This window comes from Leuconostoc lactis (assembly GCF_007954625.1).
Classification (GTDB): domain Bacteria; phylum Bacillota; class Bacilli; order Lactobacillales; family Lactobacillaceae; genus Leuconostoc; species Leuconostoc lactis_A.
In genome coordinates this window covers 1,541,040-1,560,469 of sequence record NZ_CP042420.1, presented here as the reverse complement: position 1 = coordinate 1,560,469, position 19,430 = coordinate 1,541,040, and the positions used below count along the sequence as shown (strand labels likewise).

At 39.6% G+C, this 19,430-nt stretch carries 25 protein-coding genes, 1 tRNA gene and 1 other annotated feature; of the genes, 22 read left to right on the top strand and 4 right to left on the bottom strand.

What is annotated here, in order from left to right:
- Positions 1 to 25 precede the first annotated feature (25 nt).
- The 15 genes from FGL80_RS07740 (at position 26) to FGL80_RS07675 (ending at position 12,465) form a co-directional block, all read left to right on the top strand.
- Positions 26 to 670 (top strand): hypothetical protein, encoded by a 645-nt coding sequence (locus tag FGL80_RS07740; RefSeq protein WP_147001930.1) that lies wholly within the window; start codon positions 26 to 28, stop codon positions 668 to 670.
- 109 nt (positions 671 to 779) lie between these two features.
- The gene (locus tag FGL80_RS07735; RefSeq protein WP_147001929.1) at positions 780 to 959 is read left to right on the top strand and encodes a hypothetical protein; all 180 of its coding nucleotides are present in this window, start codon (positions 780 to 782) and stop codon (positions 957 to 959) included.
- Positions 960 to 1,024: 65 nt separating this feature from the next.
- Complete coding sequence (locus FGL80_RS07730) at positions 1,025 to 2,161, top strand: helix-turn-helix domain-containing protein (RefSeq protein ID WP_244297926.1); 1,137 nt, start codon at positions 1,025 to 1,027, stop codon at positions 2,159 to 2,161.
- Positions 2,162 to 2,171: 10 nt separating this feature from the next.
- On the top strand, positions 2,172 to 2,351 hold the full coding sequence (locus FGL80_RS07725; protein ID WP_147001927.1) for a hypothetical protein: 180 nt from the start codon (positions 2,172 to 2,174) through the stop codon (positions 2,349 to 2,351).
- Positions 2,352 to 2,402: 51 nt separating this feature from the next.
- Positions 2,403 to 2,576 (top strand): hypothetical protein, encoded by a 174-nt coding sequence (locus FGL80_RS09065; RefSeq protein WP_186737148.1) that lies wholly within the window; start codon positions 2,403 to 2,405, stop codon positions 2,574 to 2,576.
- A gap of 64 nt (positions 2,577 to 2,640) precedes the next feature.
- A complete protein-coding gene (locus FGL80_RS07720) occupies positions 2,641 to 2,946 on the top strand; it encodes a transposase (protein ID WP_048699725.1) in 306 nt (101 codons plus the stop codon).
- On the top strand, positions 2,943 to 3,821 hold the full coding sequence (locus FGL80_RS07715; protein WP_055307687.1) for an IS3 family transposase: 879 nt from the start codon (positions 2,943 to 2,945) through the stop codon (positions 3,819 to 3,821). Before FGL80_RS07720 ends, FGL80_RS07715 begins: the two co-directional genes overlap by 4 nt.
- Before the next feature lie 257 nt (positions 3,822 to 4,078).
- A complete protein-coding gene (locus tag FGL80_RS07710; RefSeq protein WP_055307686.1) occupies positions 4,079 to 4,285 on the top strand; it encodes a MerR family transcriptional regulator in 207 nt (68 codons plus the stop codon).
- 128 nt (positions 4,286 to 4,413) lie between these two features.
- Positions 4,414 to 4,929 carry a phage tail family protein gene (locus FGL80_RS07705; RefSeq protein ID WP_147001926.1) on the top strand — a complete coding sequence of 172 codons (516 nt, stop codon included), beginning with the start codon at positions 4,414 to 4,416 and terminating at the stop codon, positions 4,927 to 4,929.
- On the top strand, positions 4,929 to 6,395 hold the full coding sequence (locus tag FGL80_RS07700; protein ID WP_147001925.1) for a phage tail protein: 1,467 nt from the start codon (positions 4,929 to 4,931) through the stop codon (positions 6,393 to 6,395). The genes FGL80_RS07705 and FGL80_RS07700 overlap by 1 nt, the downstream gene beginning before the upstream one ends.
- Complete coding sequence (locus tag FGL80_RS07695) at positions 6,388 to 9,228, top strand: SGNH/GDSL hydrolase family protein (protein ID WP_147001924.1); 2,841 nt, start codon at positions 6,388 to 6,390, stop codon at positions 9,226 to 9,228. Before FGL80_RS07700 ends, FGL80_RS07695 begins: the two co-directional genes overlap by 8 nt.
- A 14-nt stretch (positions 9,229 to 9,242) precedes the next feature.
- On the top strand, positions 9,243 to 9,512 hold the full coding sequence (locus FGL80_RS07690; RefSeq protein WP_095652997.1) for a hypothetical protein: 270 nt from the start codon (positions 9,243 to 9,245) through the stop codon (positions 9,510 to 9,512).
- The gene (locus FGL80_RS07685; RefSeq protein WP_147001923.1) at positions 9,509 to 10,612 is read left to right on the top strand and encodes a GH25 family lysozyme; all 1,104 of its coding nucleotides are present in this window, start codon (positions 9,509 to 9,511) and stop codon (positions 10,610 to 10,612) included. The genes FGL80_RS07690 and FGL80_RS07685 overlap by 4 nt, the downstream gene beginning before the upstream one ends.
- 9 nt (positions 10,613 to 10,621) lie before the next feature.
- Positions 10,622 to 11,095, top strand: coding sequence for a holin (locus FGL80_RS07680; protein ID WP_147001922.1), 474 nt, complete (start codon positions 10,622 to 10,624; stop codon positions 11,093 to 11,095).
- 221 nt (positions 11,096 to 11,316) lie between these two features.
- Positions 11,317 to 12,465, top strand: a complete 1,149-nt coding sequence (locus FGL80_RS07675; RefSeq protein WP_147001921.1) for a Fic family protein — start codon at positions 11,317 to 11,319, stop codon at positions 12,463 to 12,465.
- Positions 12,466 to 12,674: 209 nt separating this feature from the next.
- Here FGL80_RS07675 and FGL80_RS07670 read toward each other — a convergent pair whose 3' ends face one another.
- The 4 genes from FGL80_RS07670 to FGL80_RS07655 form a co-directional block, all read right to left on the bottom strand.
- Complete coding sequence (locus FGL80_RS07670; protein ID WP_055307686.1) at positions 12,675 to 12,881, bottom strand: MerR family transcriptional regulator; 207 nt, start codon at positions 12,879 to 12,881, stop codon at positions 12,675 to 12,677.
- 257 nt (positions 12,882 to 13,138) lie between these two features.
- The gene (locus tag FGL80_RS07665; RefSeq protein ID WP_055307687.1) at positions 13,139 to 14,017 is read right to left on the bottom strand and encodes an IS3 family transposase; all 879 of its coding nucleotides are present in this window, start codon (positions 14,015 to 14,017) and stop codon (positions 13,139 to 13,141) included.
- On the bottom strand, positions 14,014 to 14,319 hold the full coding sequence (locus FGL80_RS07660; protein WP_048699725.1) for a transposase: 306 nt from the start codon (positions 14,317 to 14,319) through the stop codon (positions 14,014 to 14,016). The genes FGL80_RS07665 and FGL80_RS07660 overlap by 4 nt, the downstream gene beginning before the upstream one ends.
- A 641-nt stretch (positions 14,320 to 14,960) precedes the next feature.
- A tRNA-Arg gene (locus FGL80_RS07655) sits at positions 14,961 to 15,034 on the bottom strand.
- A 115-nt stretch (positions 15,035 to 15,149) separates the two neighbouring features.
- Between FGL80_RS07655 and FGL80_RS07650 the strand changes: the two genes are divergently transcribed.
- The 7 genes from FGL80_RS07650 to FGL80_RS07620 all read left to right on the top strand — a co-directional run bounded on the left by FGL80_RS07650 (position 15,150) and on the right by FGL80_RS07620 (position 19,402).
- Positions 15,150 to 15,668 (top strand): hypothetical protein, encoded by a 519-nt coding sequence (locus tag FGL80_RS07650; RefSeq protein ID WP_010000604.1) that lies wholly within the window; start codon positions 15,150 to 15,152, stop codon positions 15,666 to 15,668.
- A gap of 29 nt (positions 15,669 to 15,697) precedes the next feature.
- Entirely contained in the window at positions 15,698 to 16,273 is a 576-nt protein-coding gene (locus FGL80_RS07645) for a TetR/AcrR family transcriptional regulator (protein WP_055307751.1), read from the top strand.
- A 59-nt stretch (positions 16,274 to 16,332) separates the two neighbouring features.
- Positions 16,333 to 16,416 (top strand) — a sequence feature (ribosomal protein L21 leader region).
- A gap of 11 nt (positions 16,417 to 16,427) precedes the next feature.
- Positions 16,428 to 16,727, top strand: coding sequence for a 50S ribosomal protein L21 (gene rplU / locus FGL80_RS07640; protein ID WP_010000601.1), 300 nt, complete (start codon positions 16,428 to 16,430; stop codon positions 16,725 to 16,727).
- 28 nt (positions 16,728 to 16,755) lie between these two features.
- Positions 16,756 to 17,073, top strand: a complete 318-nt coding sequence (gene rpmA, locus FGL80_RS07635) for a 50S ribosomal protein L27 (RefSeq protein ID WP_010000600.1) — start codon at positions 16,756 to 16,758, stop codon at positions 17,071 to 17,073.
- 116 nt (positions 17,074 to 17,189) lie between these two features.
- Complete coding sequence (locus FGL80_RS07630; RefSeq protein ID WP_055307752.1) at positions 17,190 to 18,284, top strand: M24 family metallopeptidase; 1,095 nt, start codon at positions 17,190 to 17,192, stop codon at positions 18,282 to 18,284.
- 1 nt (position 18,285) lies between these two features.
- The gene (locus tag FGL80_RS07625; RefSeq protein ID WP_055307753.1) at positions 18,286 to 18,732 is read left to right on the top strand and encodes a hypothetical protein; all 447 of its coding nucleotides are present in this window, start codon (positions 18,286 to 18,288) and stop codon (positions 18,730 to 18,732) included.
- A gap of 52 nt (positions 18,733 to 18,784) precedes the next feature.
- Positions 18,785 to 19,402, top strand: a complete 618-nt coding sequence (locus FGL80_RS07620) for a metallophosphoesterase family protein (RefSeq protein WP_055307754.1) — start codon at positions 18,785 to 18,787, stop codon at positions 19,400 to 19,402.
- The last annotated feature ends 28 nt before the right edge of the window (positions 19,403 to 19,430 follow it).

Below are 19,430 nucleotides of genomic sequence, written 5' to 3'. Positions count from 1 at the left end.
TGGACCTTTTGTTTGGAGAAAAATCATGGAAACAGTAAAAAAATCATCATTTGATATAGTTCCGTTAGAGCTGCCTTGTTATAATGTAAATAATAAAATCAAGGTAGGTAATAAAAATATGGATCCAGAAACTAGTAAAGTTGTCGGTCAATTGGCAGCTATCGCCATTAGAAACACTGCAACAATTGTCCATGACAAAATAGCAACATCAAAGGCTCAAAGAAATGACAAAGAAACAATTGCTGAACTGACGGATATTATTCAAGATTTGTTGAGTGATAAGCAAGATTTGCAAATGATATCAGAGTCATTGAAAGATGAATTGGTTTCACAAAAGCTTTCAGATGAAGACTTGAACTTTGTTGCGGAAACGGTTGTACCTACAATAGAGAAAATTGTGCCGAATAATAACGAAAAAATGTTAACTGATATTGACAAAATAAAGCCATTGCTTTCAAGAAATACCTTAAACGTTTTGCAAACACTTGGATTTAATTTTAAACGTGGAATTGGAGAACCACTAACAGATTTATTAAACGGTGTTATTAAAGGTATGAACAATAAGCAGAACGAGGAACTCACGGTTGCTATGCTAAATAGAGACACCGAGTATTTCAAATTGGTTCAAAATGAAGAAGCATTTATACGTTGGCAGAGTTTACAAAAATAAAAAAATATTTGGTAGCGCTAGTTAGTTAAATCTAACGGTAGTTTTTTACTACATAATGCACAACAGTCCGACTTACATTGTAGGTTGGGCTTTTTTGATGAGGTAAAACATGGACGAGAAAACTAAAAAGCGCCTCATTCATATTCGTGACGCGACAAAAGTCAATAAGCAGCACGCAGAAGACTATAAGCGTACGAGCGTAGAAAGACACAGGCGCGCAGAGGCACAGAAGAAAGCAGAAATTTACGACAACCGGAATATTGATTATCGTAAACACGTGAGGTTTTAAGTATGGCATATTTTAAATGGACCAGTGAATATAGGGTGTTAGTCAAAAGGTTGTACGAGCAAGGTATGGACACGCGTCAGGTTATCGATTATTTCTTTGATAATTACGGCTTGAATGTTAGTCGGCGGTCAGTGCAACGATATCGTGGTGTACAAACACAATCAAAGCACAACAAGGTTAAAGATGTGAAACGTGGTACTGAAATCGTCATCAACAAAGACGGTAGCACAACATCATCTACTACTATGCAAATGACTTCTGAACAGGCTAAAGACCCTGACTTTGTATTGAGAGCGCACGGCTTTGATCCAACTGAATGGGATATCGTATCAGCACGCAACAACTTTTGGCAACAGAATAGCCAAGAGAATGGCTTGATTGATTTGTATCAGTCTAAGATTACGGTTAAGCCTAAGTCAGGTGATGAATTAATGCCACAAGATATTGCTAATCTGTTCAAAGCAGACATTAAGCCATACACGGTCAATCAGGTTGCACGAGACACGCACAATTTGGTTGTACCGCTTCCTGATTTGCATTTTGGTATAACTACACTAGAAGATGTTAAAGGTCACTTAGATAGGCTGTTAGAGCTTATCAATAAGGGTTACAAAACGATTGTGATTGAGCAGCTAGGTGATCTATTCCATTCTAGTCAGATGTGGTCATCACAGACTTTGAAAGGCACATTGCTTGATGAAGTTAATATGGTACAAGCCGTTGAGGACGCTAAACAGTTCTTTGACGTGTTGGTCACTGCTGCCCTGAAAAACAGCACAACACTTCACATCAAACAAATGGCTGGCAATCATTCAGGCAACATGGAGTACATGTTCATGGAGTATTTGAAAGCCAAGTACCCACAAGTCGTTGTCAAGAACAATATCCAGTTCCGTGATGCCTATTTATTGGATAACGTGGGTATCATGTTAGCCCATGGTGATTTAGCACCTAAAAACCTACCCATGCTATTTGCAAATGAGTTTGGTGGTGCCTGGTCACTAGCTCACAGTCGTGAAATTCACAAAGGTCACTTCCACAAGGAAAAGACAGTGGATGAGGGAGGCGTGATTAGTCGACAACTTGGAACAGTTAAACCGAATGACAATTATGAAATCATGAACGGTTGGACGTTATCCAAGAAAGAGCTATATGTACTTGAATATGATAGTGACAAGTTAGTTGCCGAGTGGCACGTTTAGGAGAAAAATTATGATTAACACATTATTGATTATTGCGATTGTTTTCGGACTACTTTGGTTATTTGCAGCCGTGTTATTAATTACCTTTGTAATTAGATATATGATGAGAATGAATGATCGTCGCAAGAAGTTTGAAAAAGACTTCGACAAGGAATTTGATAAGATGTCTAAACGATTCAATAATTTCTAATCCAACCCACATCTCTCTAGTAGTATAATTACTGCAAAAGGAGAAAATAATATGGGAATTTTCGAAGAAGAAGATAAAAAATTATTTAGAGAGATAAAACAATCGTATCTGGACGACGGTATACATGTTATTTTGGTTAAAGGGTTCTGTGACGATGATAAAGTTATAGACATTCTTGCTGCAGCAACTCAGATCAATGATAATCCAACAAGGTGCTTATGCTAGTTTCATGGAGTGGTTTTTAGAACCATTTCCTGTAAAATGAAACCAGCAGGAGCGTCTTTTTATTATGACTACACGAAATTATTATTCCCCTGAACAGAAGGCAGCTATCGCTGCCCTACATTGGGATGAAAAACAAACATTAAGCCAAATTTCACGTGAAAATAAAATCTCAATAAGCGCCGTTCGGCGCTGGGTCCGTGAGTATTCACCTGCGGTGAGTGACAATGGCGAAAAAATTACCAAGAAAACAGTCTCTGAACTTGAAGCGAGAATTGCCGAACTCGAACAAGATAACCAAATTTTGCGTGAAGCAGTCACTTTAATGGACAAATACTCACGTGAACAGATAAAAAAATCCAACCGACGATGAGTTTAGCGGAGCGCGCCGTCGTCGATATGTCTGAAAATGCGAAATATTCTCAAACCAAGTTGCTTGCGGTCATGAATGTGCCCTCAAGCACTTTTTATTCGCACAAAGCTCCAAAATCGCCCACAGAACACGATTTACAAGACGCTCTGATAATCGAGAAAATTCAAGAAATCGTTGACGCGCACGAGTTCAATAATTCCTACGGAATTAAGCGTATGGTGCAGGAATTGGCCGATCAATATGACATACATACCGGTGAACACCGTGTTCATCGCTTGATGCAGAAGATTGAATATAAGTCTGTTATCACTCAGTCTTATAAAGGAAATCGCGGCCGTCCAGTTGTTGAACGCGACAATCTGGTTAAAGACATTATCATTGAACGACCATACCAAGTTCTCACAACTGATGTAACTTACCTGGTGATGCCAGATAAGCAGAAACTCTATAAAGCCAGCGTTCTAGACTGGTTTACCGGTGATGTCATTGGTGCCGTCGTTGGCTATGATATGACATCTGATTTAACTAAACGAGCACTTCAAACAGCTATGCGTCAAATTCCTAAATCGATTCTCAACGCCGAAACATCAATCATTTTGCACTCAGATAACGGTTCCCACTTCATCAGTGAGGAATACGAAGATACCGTCTCATTTTATGGCCTCATGCACTCATTCAGCTCACCGGGGCATCCCGAGCACAACACAATCATCGAAAACTATCACTCATTTTTCAAATCAGAATTCTTCAACCCACGTCGCTTAAGTTGGTCAATCAATGCGATTATTGCAGGAGCGCACCGCTATGACTACTGGTGGAACACCACCAGAATATCTACAAAGACCCGTCCGGCAGCTATACCACTTGCTGCTTAACATAATGCCGGTTATCGGCACTAGCCGGTACGACGCCGTTTATAAGCCGTCACTTGTGAATTTCAAAAATTCGCCTTGTGAAGGCTTATTTGTTGCACGATACAACTTGTGAAATCCGGCTGGTTCACAATCTATACCACCTGTTTTCTCTCACTGGTAGGGCTCGGCCCTGTTCCACCTACAAAAACACCCAGAAATCACGCCGTTTTAAGCTGAAATCCGGGTTTTGAAAAATTTTCGGAGTGCGGTACCTCTCGGTGCCAAAAAAGCCTGTCCATAATCTTGACATCAGCGCCGTGTTCGAAGACGACCCGACTACCATTCCAGCCCGTAAAGACATTCTAGGCGAAGCAATTAATACGCTTAACGAAAAGGTAAAAGAAATTGTTGATGCCCGTGATTATTTACAGTGGAAAATTGACAACTATGATTCTTACATGATTGAATCCGAAAATAAATTATAGAAAACAAACGAGGTCCGGGCGATGATTGCCTGGACCTCGTTTATTCTTTTTGATTAAACTTTCGGGGTAGCTCCGGCCCCTCGCGGGGCTATCTAAAAACCACTCCAAAGTATTGACATTATTCCCTGATGTTATTCAACCAGGAATATTCCGATAGGAAGGTTCTGGAAAGCGACGTTAAACGGCAGTTAGTACCATTAGGTATTCAACCGCTATATGATACACACGACAAGTCATTCCATTGGTTTGGTAAAGTGGATGGTATTAGTTTTGATGATGATGAAAAGATGAGAACGCTAAAAGTAACGATTACTTTTAATGTTTATCCGTTTGCCATCGGCAACAATAGCGAGGGTTCTGATATTTGGGATGATGTTTATTTTCCTAATTGGATATTTCAAGACACTGAATTTACAGTTAAGGGTACACAATCAATTACGCTGTACAACATCGGTTCACGGTCGGTTAAAAGCAAGATTAAGGTAAATGGAACGATTGAAGTTAGTGGAGACTTTGGCAGTTTTGAACTATCAAACGGAACATACGATAGTACACAATTGGTTTTGGGTGTTGGTAATAATGTATTAACGCTATCCGGAAACGGCACAATCAAATTTGTGTTTTATCGTGAGGAGATGATTTAATGTACAAAATTATTGCTTATGATAAGCCGACTGATACAGTAGGCACTGTTGTATACGATCCAACTATTGATAAACACATTTCAGGCGGAAAGTTAAACCTTAAAGAGTCAGAAATTGACGATTTGCAATTAACGGTGAATCAAGATAACTATTTATTCGGCAATGTTGTTCCGTTACAGACTGTTATTGATGTATTTCAAGATAACAATCGCATATTTCGTGGCAGGGCGTTAGATATTACAAGAGAGATGAAAGACAGCGGACAATTTCTGCAGTCTTTTTCTTTTGAGTCAATTCAGAACTATCTGCAAGACACCTCTCAACGATGGGCTAAGATTCAAAACACAACACCCAAACAATTCTTTCAAAGTTTGATCGATACACATAATAACCAAGTTCCGGTATATAAACAATTTACAGTTCGTAATGTAACGGTTACTAATTCAACAGATAACGTTTATCGCTATATTGATGACGGCTCAACAACATGGGACACAATAAAGGATAAATTAGTCAGTCGTTTAGGTGGTTATATTGTTGTTGAATACGTCAATGGGGTTAATTACATTGATTATTTGCAAGACGTTGGTACAACACACGAAAACGATACCCCGATTAAGATAGCGACTAACATGCAATCAGCCAGTGTCAAGATTGACCCCACAGAAGTCATCACACAGTTAGTACCGCTTGGCGCAAATATTCAAAGCACTAACGGTGATGAGACGAATACTAGTACACCGCGAATCGACATTACGAGCGTGAATGGCGGTAAAGACTACATTGATATACCGACATTACAGAGCGAGTTCGGAATTGTTCGTAAATCTGTGACTTGGGAAGATGTGAATACACCAGCTATATTGCTGACGAAGGCTAAACAATGGGTGTCAGCACAAGTTAGTGCTACTGAAAGTTGGGCGATTAGTGCATTAGAATTGACGGACTTTGAAACATTCAACGTTTCTGATAAGTATTTATTTATCAACGAATTTGTGGCTACGGAACAATTATTAAGGATTACGGCTAAAGAAATTGATTTCAACGATTGGACTAAATCGAGTCTAACCATTGCTGATAAAGAAATATCTTTAAGTCGATACCAACTTGAAAATAAAAATGCCGCTAAAAAAGTCTCAACCTTGAACTCAAAAATTGTTAGTTATGGTGCAAAAATTAATCAATTAAATTCACAAGCAGAGGAAATGGAGAAAACAATCAACGATCAGACTTCGTTGATTGAAAATATTAAAAAAGATGTTGACGATGCTAATTTGAGTGGTATAACTCAAAAATTAAATGATTTGAGTGAGAGTGTCAACGACTTAGGAACACAAATATCTAATTTAAATTATGTACCGTTATCTGATTACACTGCATATCAGGATAGTCAGAAGACTTTAACTGATGATTTTGAGAAAAGAATAAAAATGCTAGAAAATAAGGAGATTAACACAAATGGTTGATAGAGATACAGTAGATTATCGTGATACAAGTAGTTTTGATGATAGCTCATTGCAAGACGTTCAGACAATTAAGTCTGCAATATTACACAAGCAGTACGGGAAAGATGTTAGAAGTGCGCTTGCTCAATTACCAGATTCATTAATTAAACTTTTTGGAGATACAGGGGGAAACAACAATGCGGAGGTTGAAGAAGCGAGAGGCGGCTTTGAGACTCTCGGATTACACGAACAAGCCCAGAATGCCGGCATTGATAAAGTTACTGTTGAAGTCAAAAATGCAAGAACTGATTCAAGTAGCCAAACATATCCAACGTTAAAAGAGCGAATGGATAATCAGGAAAATTATTTGAATAGCAATATTAATAGTAAGTTAGCTCAAATAAGTGCTGTTCCTGAAACGTTTGCTAATCTTGCTGCATTACAATCAAAATACCCAACAGGGAAGACTGGGCTATTTGTGACAGCCGACAACGGTCACAAGTTTATTTGGGCTAATGGAAGTTGGCAAGATGCAGGTGTTTATCAATCGGTTGGTATTTCAAATGACACAATTGTGTCAAAAAACGTTAATTACATAACACCGCGCGACATCAGAGATACTTATGCGAATGACAAAAACATTTCTGGTTGGAACCGGCCGTCATCATTCACATCGCTCAACCATACTATTATGTTCACAGGAAGTGCTGGGAACAGCGGAATTTTAATTCCAGTTGACTTACCAGACGGTGTTACTTATGCTGACGATTTAACAATTAATTTTAGTTATATGACGTCTCGTGTTGATTCTCCAGCTGCTACTTTCGGGTGGATGATAGCAAAAGATGATGGGTCATTTTTTAACGGTAAGACAGTAAAATTTGTCAATACGACACAAACAACAACTATGAAAAAAGTGACTGCACGGTTTAATTTGAAATCATTAACTTATGCTGACATTCCAAGTCACTTTAATATTCTTATTGCTATTGGCGGAGACTACACTGTAACAATTAAAGATTTATATCTAAACAAAAACGGCGTTAATATTCCGTTTTCAGAGCAAATCAAGTCATTAGATATTGAGAATACAACTAACGGAGACAACAATATCATTCCTAGCGCCGTTAATTGGGGACCAATCAGAAAGACGGTTTTGTCTGACGGAACCCTTTTGTTGAACAATGACTACGACGGTGTAACAGTGACTTCGCTAAATCAAGGTATTAGATTTAACACTTTTTGGGATGGTTTAAATGATTTATACGTCACTGTGAAAATGACAGGAAGTCCTATTTCTAAAATTGGTATCAGTCTAATTAACATGACAACTGGAGCAATCACAAGTCTTAAAACAAATGAATTCATGGTATCACAAGGGGTTTATGAGAACACTAATGATAATAAGATTTTTGTTGTAAAAAAGTCTAAATTGGTGTCGATGGGATTTAACACGAGCAATACGTGGATTTTGGTCAGTTCATCTGGTAATAGTTGGTTTCACATCAAAGACATCACAGCGTCATCGTCTATGGGATTCTCAAAAACACGAGATACAACCAATTCCATTTTAGAGAATACAACTGTTCGCCAAGAAGCATCATTTGGTCAATCGCCTAAGTTGTTGGAGTTGTCAACAACTACAACAAATAGTAATTATGCTGGTCTTGAACTAGGAACACCTAGCGATGCGCCGTTATTTACTAAAGATGTCTATCTTAAAGATGTAACAATTTATTCACCAATTGATACGACTGTTGATTTACGTGTTGGAAGCATAGATCAGAATAGTCTTTTTGTTAATAATACTTGGAATATCCCCGGTTTATCAGTAAAGGCTGGACTTAATAAAATTCGATATGAAAAGAACAAATTAGTTATCTCTGCTGGTCAAAGAATGTTTATCAAATTGAACAATGTTGGACTGTATACGCCAACTGCTGACGTTCCACTATTCAGCAAGGCACTTATCAGAGATACAACTCACGTGCTTAATGATGGAGCGTATAGCGGAAATCAATTCTATGAAAGCGATAAGATTATTCCATTCAGTTATACCGTTGTAGAAAAAAGTTTGAGCGATAGAGCAAACGAAGTTGACGCTAAAATTCAAAGTATATCTGAAAGTGTCGATACTATTGTTCCTTTCATGGACAACATTTTTATTAAATCAGCGTCAGGTAAGAAGTTTTTCTTAAAGGTTGATGAGAATGGGAACTTGACAACGAAGACAACAATTCCGTCTCACGTAGTGGCCTTTGGTAATTCATTGACTTATAACTGGGGTAACTTTGGCCTTGCTGCAAGTAATCCTAATTCGGATTGGTTCGCTCACATTAAGAATTATGTAACCAATGTAAATCCTAACGCAACATTTAACCGATTTGGACTGGGACAGTGGGAAAACGCGACAACAACAGCTGACAGAAACACTGTATTTACTAAGGACTTAGCTCCACAATTAACCTCTGACACCGACTTAGTTATTATTCAGCTCGGTGACAACATCAATACACCAGAAAAGAATGCAACATTTAAAAATGATGCAGGACAGTTGATCAAAAATATTAGACTATCATCACCAAATGCAACGATCGTTTGGATTGGACTTTGGTATCAAACTTTTGGTAATTTGATTGGCGACATTAAGAATGCGACTGATACAAATAACGCTATTTTTGTTGACATTAGTGCAATTCCTCGTATGAGCGGTACGACTAGTTATTTGGGAGCTGTTCAAACTGACGCTGACGGAAACACTCGTGTTATTGATAATACCGGTCGTTCTTCTCACCCAGGGGACTTAGGTCATCAATTGATTGCTGACGCAGTCACACGTAAGTTACAATTTTAAGACAGGAGTGATAAATGGAACGAACTTTAATTTTGATCGGCGAAATGGGTGGTGCTGGCGCGGTTGTATTCGGGGTATTTTTCTACCTATTCAAAAGCACGTTTAAACAAATGATTGAGCCTTTGTCTAAGTCGATTGACCGCCTTAGCTTTAACGTCGAGGCGCAGACTACGGCTATCAAGGAGCAAAAACTCAAGCTTGAAACACTCGAAACACGTGTAGACAGTCACGAGACACGCATTGTGGTCATTGAACATGATCGCATCACGGGAGGAAGAAAATGAAACAATCTAATAAGCTGAAACACTTGGCGATTACTGCAACAGCGGTAGTCGCTTTTATTATGGGCGCAGGTAGCGTATCAGCCAATACATTGGGTATTGATGTTGCTAGTTATCAAGGTACAACGACAAGCTATTTCAGCCAGTTTAAGAGCTATGGCGATAAGTTCACTATGGTTAAATTAGGTGGACGTGGCGGTGGTGAGGGTAGTCATTATGTGAACCCTAAAGCCTACGCACAAATTCATAACGCTGATGCCGTTGGTATGCAAACCGGTGGTTATTTCTGGGGTGAATTTGGTGATTCAGTTAGTGAAGCGAGTTATCACGCAAAATTAGCAGTACAAGACGCGCAGAACGCCGGATTAGCTAAGGGTAGCTACATTGCCTTGGACTATGAAGAAGGTGCAGGTGCTAACAAGGCTAACAACACCACAGCTATCTTGACGTTCATGGATCAGATTTACGCTGCTGGTTATAAGCCAATGTTGTACTCTGGCTATTACTATATGAACGCTAATATAGACTTATCCAGAGTGAATGCACGTTATCCCAATGCCCTATGGGTAGCTTGGTATCTAACAACAGCTAACCAAGCAACGCCACCTATGCAATACTTCCCAAATATGAGCAACGTCAAGATGTGGCAGTATGGTGATAACCATTTTGGTGTTGATGGTAACGTTATGGTAGTTGGTTCATTGGATAACAACACACCAGCTGAAGATGTAGCTAAGCCAACTAACCGACCAACTGATGAACAACCAGCAGCAACCGCTGATAAGACGCAATATGCGACATTTAGCGGCGTTTATGTAGCGGACGTATGGAAGAAGTGGCAGGGCAAGTATTACGGTGTCAACAAAGACATGGGCATTCCTGTCATCGACTACAATAACTACATGCCTGTTGGTGCTATTACTTTGACCGACAAGTACGGCCACAAGCTACGTAATCAAACGATCCAAGGCAACAACGGACGTATGGAATACTTCACGCTTGACAACAAGTATAAGGTGCTAAGCCAAACGGCTACGGCAGTTGAAGTGCAAATGAACGGCGAACCAGTGTGGATGATGAAGTCGTTTGCAACAATCAAATAAGGAGATCACATGCAAGTAAATAGTATTTCAGATGTTATTATCGCAATCGCTTTGCCAGCTATTCCAATCATTGGTGGTTGGATTGGTAAAGTCATTACTGGTAATAGCAAAGCCACAACGTTGATTAATGTTCTATCACCACTTGCTAAGGCTGCAATCGTAGCTATGCAAAAGTTAGGTGTGACGCAATATTTAGAGGGCGAAGCAAAGAAGTCTGGTGCCGTTGATATCGTTAAAAAAGCGCTATTAACATTAGGACTTTCAAATGCGAATGAAACTCTAATCAAGAACGCTATTGAAAAAGAATACGCTCTATTGATTAATGAGTTGAATCAGACATACCCACAAATGACATCTGAACAAGCTAAAGCGCAAGAGACAGCTGCACAACAAGCTAGTGAAGTAGCCAAGGCTGATGAATTGGCCAAAGCACAAAAGGCATTAGCTGATGCACAAGCAAAGGTCAACGCCTTACAAAATTGAATATATTAAAACCCGCCCGACTGGATTATCTGGTTGGGTGTTTTTTATTTTCTAAGCTTTTAACGTAATCATGAGCTCTAGCATAATTTATAATAAAGAAAGAATACGCGATTTACTTTTCTTAAAAAAGAAAATATAGCAAATTAGTAAAAATAATTGATTTATTTTACTATAAAGGTTATAGTTATTGTTGATAATAATTAAACAGAGAGGAAAATATAATGGTATTACAAGGTTTAAGTAAACTTCCTGTTAAAGTAACGACTAAGCAAGCATTGACATTGTATCAAAAAGTAGCAAATCTTAGCGCAAAGTTGGGAAGGCTAAACTCAGAGTTTTCACATTCAATGATTGATATGAACCTAATTGAATTATTAGCGTTAAACGAGTCAGTTCAATCTACTCGTGTCGAGGGTACACAAGTTACTTTTGCGGATATGATCGATGAAAGTTCAAAATCTAAAAAAAGTAGTAATGTTTTAGAGGTTGAAAACTATCATAAAGCCTTAGAATTAGGCATCGATTTGATTAAGGCTGGAAATCCGATTTCTACTAGATTAATTCAACAAATACATTCTGTATTGATGGATGGTGCAGTTAGGGGTACTAATTCCGCTAAGGGGGAATATAGAAAAATTCAAAATTTTATTGGTCCAGATAATAAAATAGAGCATGCGGTATATATTCCCGTTCCAGCTAATGAAATAGCAGAGTATATGACAAATTTAGAATATTTTATCAACGGGGAACATCATAATAGTTTCGACAATCTAAAAGATCTTGATTCAGATGAAATTATTTTAGATGAAAATACCAATGTTTTGATAAAAACAGCAATTTTACATGCTCAATTTGAATCTATACACCCTTTTCTTGATGGAAATGGACGCGTTGGTAGAATGTTGATTGTCTTAAATACAATGGGGAATGATTTGTTAAGTAATCCAGTTTTCTTTGTTAGTGAAGAGATTGAAAAAGAAAAAATAAAATATTATAATTTATTGAACGGAATACGTGGAAATGATCCTGACTGGTTTTCATGGATAGACTTTTTTATTGAAGCGAGTGATCGAATGGCAGAGCGTCTGTTGAATAAACTTACAAAGATCAGTCAACTAATAACTAGTGGATTGTCAAAAATAAAAGCATCTGGGAGAGTAACAGATTCTATACAAAATACATTTATCATGACAATTAAAGAACCTTTTGTAAATGCAGCTAAAATGTCTGATTTACTTAATATATCTGTGGTAACAGCTAGAAATAATTTAGAATATCTTTCGGAAATAGGTCTGCTTGACTTTGATAAATCTAAAAAGAGAAATAAAACCTATGTTAATTATGGGGTCATAAGGGCTGTCAGTGAGTGATATATTTCACTAGCGATGGACTATTTTCATTTACGTTGGATAAGAATATCATATAAAAAATAACCATGGGTAATAACTTAAAAGGGAATAATGTCAATACTTTGGAGTGGTTTTTAGATAGCCCCGCGAGGGGCCGGAGCTACCCCGAAAGTTTAATCAAAAAGAATAAACGAGGTCCAGGCAATCATCGCCCGGACCTCGTTTGTTTTCTATAATTTATTTTCGGATTCAATCATGTAAGAATCATAGTTGTCAATTTTCCACTGTAAATAATCACGGGCATCAACAATTTCTTTTACCTTTTCGTTAAGCGTATTAATTGCTTCGCCTAGAATGTCTTTACGGGCTGGAATGGTAGTCGGGTCGTCTTCGAACACGGCGCTGATGTCAAGATTATGGACAGGCTTTTTTGGCACCGAGAGGTACCGCACTCCGAAAATTTTTCAAAACCCGGATTTCAGCTTAAAACGGCGTGATTTCTGGGTGTTTTTGTAGGTGGAACAGGGCCGAGCCCTACCAGTGAGAGAAAACAGGTGGTATAGATTGTGAACCAGCCGGATTTCACAAGTTGTATCGTGCAACAAATAAGCCTTCACAAGGCGAATTTTTGAAATTCACAAGTGACGGCTTATAAACGGCGTCGTACCGGCTAGTGCCGATAACCGGCATTATGTTAAGCAGCAAGTGGTATAGCTGCCGGACGGGTCTTTGTAGATATTCTGGTGGTGTTCCACCAGTAGTCATAGCGGTGCGCTCCTGCAATAATCGCATTGATTGACCAACTTAAGCGACGTGGGTTGAAGAATTCTGATTTGAAAAATGAGTGATAGTTTTCGATGATTGTGTTGTGCTCGGGATGCCCCGGTGAGCTGAATGAGTGCATGAGGCCATAAAATGAGACGGTATCTTCGTATTCCTCACTGATGAAGTGGGAACCGTTATCTGAGTGCAAAATGATTGATGTTTCGGCGTTGAGAATCGATTTAGGAATTTGACGCATAGCTGTTTGAAGTGCTCGTTTAGTTAAATCAGATGTCATATCATAGCCAACGACGGCACCAATGACATCACCGGTAAACCAGTCTAGAACGCTGGCTTTATAGAGTTTCTGCTTATCTGGCATCACCAGGTAAGTTACATCAGTTGTGAGAACTTGGTATGGTCGTTCAATGATAATGTCTTTAACCAGATTGTCGCGTTCAACAACTGGACGGCCGCGATTTCCTTTATAAGACTGAGTGATAACAGACTTATATTCAATCTTCTGCATCAAGCGATGAACACGGTGTTCACCGGTATGTATGTCATATTGATCGGCCAATTCCTGCACCATACGCTTAATTCCGTAGGAATTATTGAACTCGTGCGCGTCAACGATTTCTTGAATTTTCTCGATTATCAGAGCGTCTTGTAAATCGTGTTCTGTGGGCGATTTTGGAGCTTTGTGCGAATAAAAAGTGCTTGAGGGCACATTCATGACCGCAAGCAACTTGGTTTGAGAATATTTCGCATTTTCAGACATATCGACGACGGCGCGCTCCGCTAAACTCATCGTCGGTTGGATTTTTTTATCTGTTCACGTGAGTATTTGTCCATTAAAGTGACTGCTTCACGCAAAATTTGGTTATCTTGTTCGAGTTCGGCAATTCTCGCTTCAAGTTCAGAGACTGTTTTCTTGGTAATTTTTTCGCCATTGTCACTCACCGCAGGTGAATACTCACGGACCCAGCGCCGAACGGCGCTTATTGAGATTTTATTTTCACGTGAAATTTGGCTTAATGTTTGTTTTTCATCCCAATGTAGGGCAGCGATAGCTGCCTTCTGTTCAGGGGAATAATAATTTCGTGTAGTCATAATAAAAAGACGCTCCTGCTGGTTTCATTTTACAGGAAATGGTTCTAAAAACCACTCCATGAAACTAGCATAAGCACCAAACACCCAACCGGATTAATTTCTGGTTGGGTGTTTTTTTTGTTGAAAATAAATATATTTTGAAAAAAACACAATAGTGTGGTAAATTTATTTATAGCGTATCTACGCTGACCCAGTGTTTAATCATAGTTTTCTCTACAATAAGAAAACTCATTATCCCTTTCCTTGGAACATGTTTGAAGATATGTTCTATAAATTCTCCACATTTATGATTAAGCACTGGGTTTTTGGATAAATATAAACGACCTATATCTGATGTAGGTCGTTTTTTATTAACGATAAAAAACTGACCGTTAATTCGGTTGTGTTGGATGGTTTCTGAATTTTGTTTTGGTACACATTTGCTACAAATGGTTGTCAGCGCCTTGATAACAGTGAATGAACACTCCCTGGTTGGGTCTTTTTTTGTGTAGCCATTGTAGCCATTTTGTAGCCATAAACTATAAAAATAGTGAATTTAAATGAATTTAATTATACTCTTGTGAACACTCAAAACCCTGACGTATCAAGGGTTTTCACAATTAAAAACCGCTCTACCAACAATTGTGGTAAAGCGGTGAAAATGCGCTGGGGGGGAGTCGAACCCTCGACCTGCCGGGTAGAAACCGGCTGCTCTATCCAGCTGAGCTACCAGCGCAATACAATTAATATCATAGCATAAATGACGCGATTGATAAAGAATGAATGCGCCTATTTTGTTCATTAGAAATTCATAGTATACTATATACAATGAAGACATGGAGAAGTAACTCATGAGAAAAGCATTTATTGCCCTTGGCGTGATCGTCGTTGTGCTATTATCCGCATTGTTTATCGCAAATCAGCAACCCAAGTACGCTGGTGTTTCGATGCCAAAGTCGGACTATAAACAATTACAACGCTCGCAGCGTGAAATTAAAGATTTCGTACAAACGTTGGATCGGTTTGATTATAATAAGCCAAAGACAATGACTGCCATTGAAAACGCCGGCAATGTGATTATTAAAGATAATAGCGAGAACTTGAGTAGTGCTGATGCACAAGCCTTACGCGATGCTTTCTATGGCGATCAGGGCATTATCACGATTGTGCATGCCGCGCAAAAGGGTCACTACAACATTGATGGTAGTGTGGCGTCACGATTTCATGATAAGTTTGATACAATTATAACGCTATCGGTGAATGCCTTGAATAAGAGTTCAGCGCAACGGGCAGATATCGTCAAACAAATGAAAACAGATCTTAATATTGAATCAGCTATCTATAAAATTGGTGCAAGAAACGACGAGTAAGAACGACTTGTTGCGTATGGAGAAGTGGAATGGTTAAAAGAGAAGATGCTCGTGTTTTAAGAACCAAAAAAGCGATTGAAGAAGCAACGGTAAGCTTAATTACGAGCCAACCGGATTTTTCAATCACCACACTTTTGAGCCGTGCGCAAGTGACGCGGGGTACTTTTTATAAGTACTACAAAAATAAGGAACATTTGATTTCAGAAGTGAATAATAACTTATTGGTCGAATTTACCCAACATATTCAAGGTCAATTCCGTGTCGCTAAAATGATTCAGGCGATTAGTGCCCGCGCTGCCTTTTATAATGCGGTGTTGAATTTGCATAGTGATGGGATTTATTTTGCCACCTTGATGTCACGTATGCGAACGCAAATGTTGACGCAACTCGGCAACCTTGAAGATGAGGCGTATCATCGGCAAATGGTCTATCAGTGGGAAGCGGTCATCGGCGCCTTTTGGGCCTTAATCTCAAAATGGTTGTTAGATAATATGGATTTAGATCAAGTCGCGCTCTTGCAGGAATTCACGGATATTTTGCGCGTGAATACCACTGCGGTAAGTCAAACTGGTTTAAATTTGTTTGATTTTGACATGACCAATTGAGATTGTGATGCCCGTTCTTGACGAAATGTTTAAGATTTGTTATAATTGAAAAGTTGTTAGCAGAGCTACAACCACTCAGAACAGGTTGAAGTACGTGTCGGACTAGAGCCGGCCCGCCTGGGATGGTGAGTCTAAGTATAAGGAGAATTCAATAATGGCATACGCAGTTATTGTTACAGGCGGCAAGCAATATAAGGTCGCTGAAGGCGACACAATCTTCGTCGAAAAGTTGGATGCAGCTGAAGGTGAAAAGGTAACTTTTGACCAAGTTGTTTTGGTTGATGGCAAGGTTGGAACACCTTTCGTTGACGGTGCTAAGGTTACTGGTACTGTTGAAAAGCAAGGTAAGCAAAAGAAGGTTATCACTTTCAAGTACAAGGCCAAGAAGAACATGCATTCTAAGCAAGGCCACCGCCAACCATATACACGCGTGAAGATTGATTCAATCGCGTAATCATTACTTGTAAAGGAGAAATAGACTTATGTTGATGAATCAAGAAAACTTACAAATGTTCGCGCACCACAAGGGTGGCGGATCTTCAGCCAACGGTCGTGATTCAGCTGGTCGTCGTCTAGGAACTAAGGTTGCTGACGGACAAGCTTTGAAGGCTGGCTCAATCATTTATCGCCAACGTGGTACACACATCTATCCAGGTGTGAACGTTAAAAAGGGTGGCGATGACACATTGTTTGCTTTGACAGACGGTGTTGTTAAGTTCGAACGTAAGGGTCGTGACAAGCGCCAAGTATCTGTTTACACACGTGAACAATACAACGAAATCTTGGCAGCTGCTAAGTAATTTCGATTAAAAGACACAACCAATTAAGGTTGTGTCTTTTTTATGAGCTTAAATTAATAATTATGAGATTGTGTTATAATAGAAGCATCGATTAAATAAAAAGGATGTGTTGCGATATGACGAACTATTTTGAATCACGCATTGCTAAATTACAAAAACTCTTAAAAAAGCTCGATCTCGATGGGTTGGTGGTCTATCAAGGCGCCAACACAAAGTATTTGACAGGGTTTGACGGTGGCACTGGCGATGGTGTGGTCGTGGTTGGTCCCAATCGGGCACGTCTGATTACTGATGCCCGCTATGAAGAAGACTATAAGGATCGTTTGCCTGAAGGGGTCGATTTTATGGTCACACGGGCGTATTATGAAGCAGCCGCTCAAACAGCGGTTGAATTTGGCATTAAGCGGTTGGGCTTTGAGGCCAGCATGCCTTATGCTGTTTATGATGTGATGGATGAACTCCTACCAGCTGATATCAGCTTTGATGCCGTACCAGAAGCGATTGAAGCACTTCGTGAAGTGAAAGATGAAGCTGAATTGGCTGCGCTACGCCGTGCAGCAGATGCCTCAATTAAGGCCTTTAATGATTTGATGGCTTTCATTAAGCCTGGTATGACAGAACGTCAAGTGGCGAATGAATTGGATCGTTTGCAAAAGTTTTATGGCGCAGAAAAAGCGTCATTTGATACGATTGTGGCATCTGGTTATCGTGCGGCCTTGCCTCATGGGGAAGCCACTGATAAAGTGATTGCACCTGGTGAATTGGTGACGATTGACTTTGGTTACTATGTTGATGATTACACATCAGATATTACACGGACCATTGCGATTGGCGAAGTGGATGAAGAATTGCAAAAAATTTATCATATTGTCAAGCAAGCGAATGAAAATGCCATTGATGTGATTAAGCCAGGTATTTCTGGTAGTGAAGTTGACCGTGTCGCGCGTGAATACATTACTGAACATGGTTATGGCGAAGCCTACAACCACTCAACAGGTCATGGTGTGGGCTTAGACATTCATGAAGGGCCAGCGCTAAGTGCGCGTTCAAGTGATGAAATGCAAGCTGGTCACTTACTCACGATTGAACCAGGAATTTACTTAGCTGGTAAGGGTGGCGTGCGGATCGAAGACGATGTGATTGTGACACCAACTGGTTATGAAAACTTAACGGCAAGTTTGCCTAAGGACTTGCTAGTGATTGAGGCATAATATGGCAAGTCGGCGATTAGATTTTTTGGTTTTCTATCGTGGTAACTTGGCAACGGGTTTTGACTACGTTTATCTTAAGCGCCATGAAGGGCATGCCTTTTTACAAATTGCAGATAAGACGCAACCTGTTAAAAATATTACAGATCCAGACTTTGATTTTTACAATCCGCATTTTAATGCGGCTGGTGAGCCATTTAATTGGCGTTACCGCGAAGACTGGTTGGATATGACTGCACAGTGGGATGATATTGCTGAGACTGCTTGGCAATATCTTGAGACATGGATGACGGCTTACCGTGGCCCTGCTTATCCGGATCCGAGCTTAAATGATGAGTGGGGGGTTAGGTTTAAAGCCCCTGGTGCGCAGGAACGGATTATTTGGGGGTTAAACGCCTTTCCAGCAAATTTGCAAGATTTTTCAGATTATTTGTATCAATTGGCGCATTAAGACGTTGCTCAACGCAACGTCTTTTTGCCCATTGTGGTAGAAGAGGGACGAGATGAATTTCTTTACGGCTGATACCCATTTTTTTCATCGTGACTTACTGTATGGGGGCTTTTTTGCGCCACGAGAGCAATTTGTGACCGTTGACCAAATGAATGAAACCATTGTTGCTAATTGGAATGCGCGGGTAAAATCAACCGATACGGTGTATCATTTAGGTGATATCATGCTGGCAGTTGATCGACCAGCGAAGCAAATGATGGCGGAAATGTTGGTCTATTTGCAACGGCTTAATGGCCGGCTGGTGCTGATCAAAGGTAATCACGACACGTCAGCGTTTTTGAAATATTTATTGGCGCATAATGACATAGACGACAAGGGACGGCCAAAATTTAGCGTCCATGAAGTCGGTACGCGCATGAAATTTGCCCACTACGAAGTCTTTTTAACACATTATCCGTTGTTATTTGGTTTGACTAAGAATAAGATCAACTTACATGGTCATATTCATCATGCTAGCATCCACCATAAAGAAAATATTAACGTCGGGATTGATTCACCCGATCGTGATTATTTACCGACAGACAGTGTGCCTTTTGGCGCACCGTTAAGTGAGGCAGAAGTGGTCGCGATTATTTTAGGTAAACGACGCGATTATTTACAACGACAATAACATCATGACAGAGAGTAGAAAGGAGACC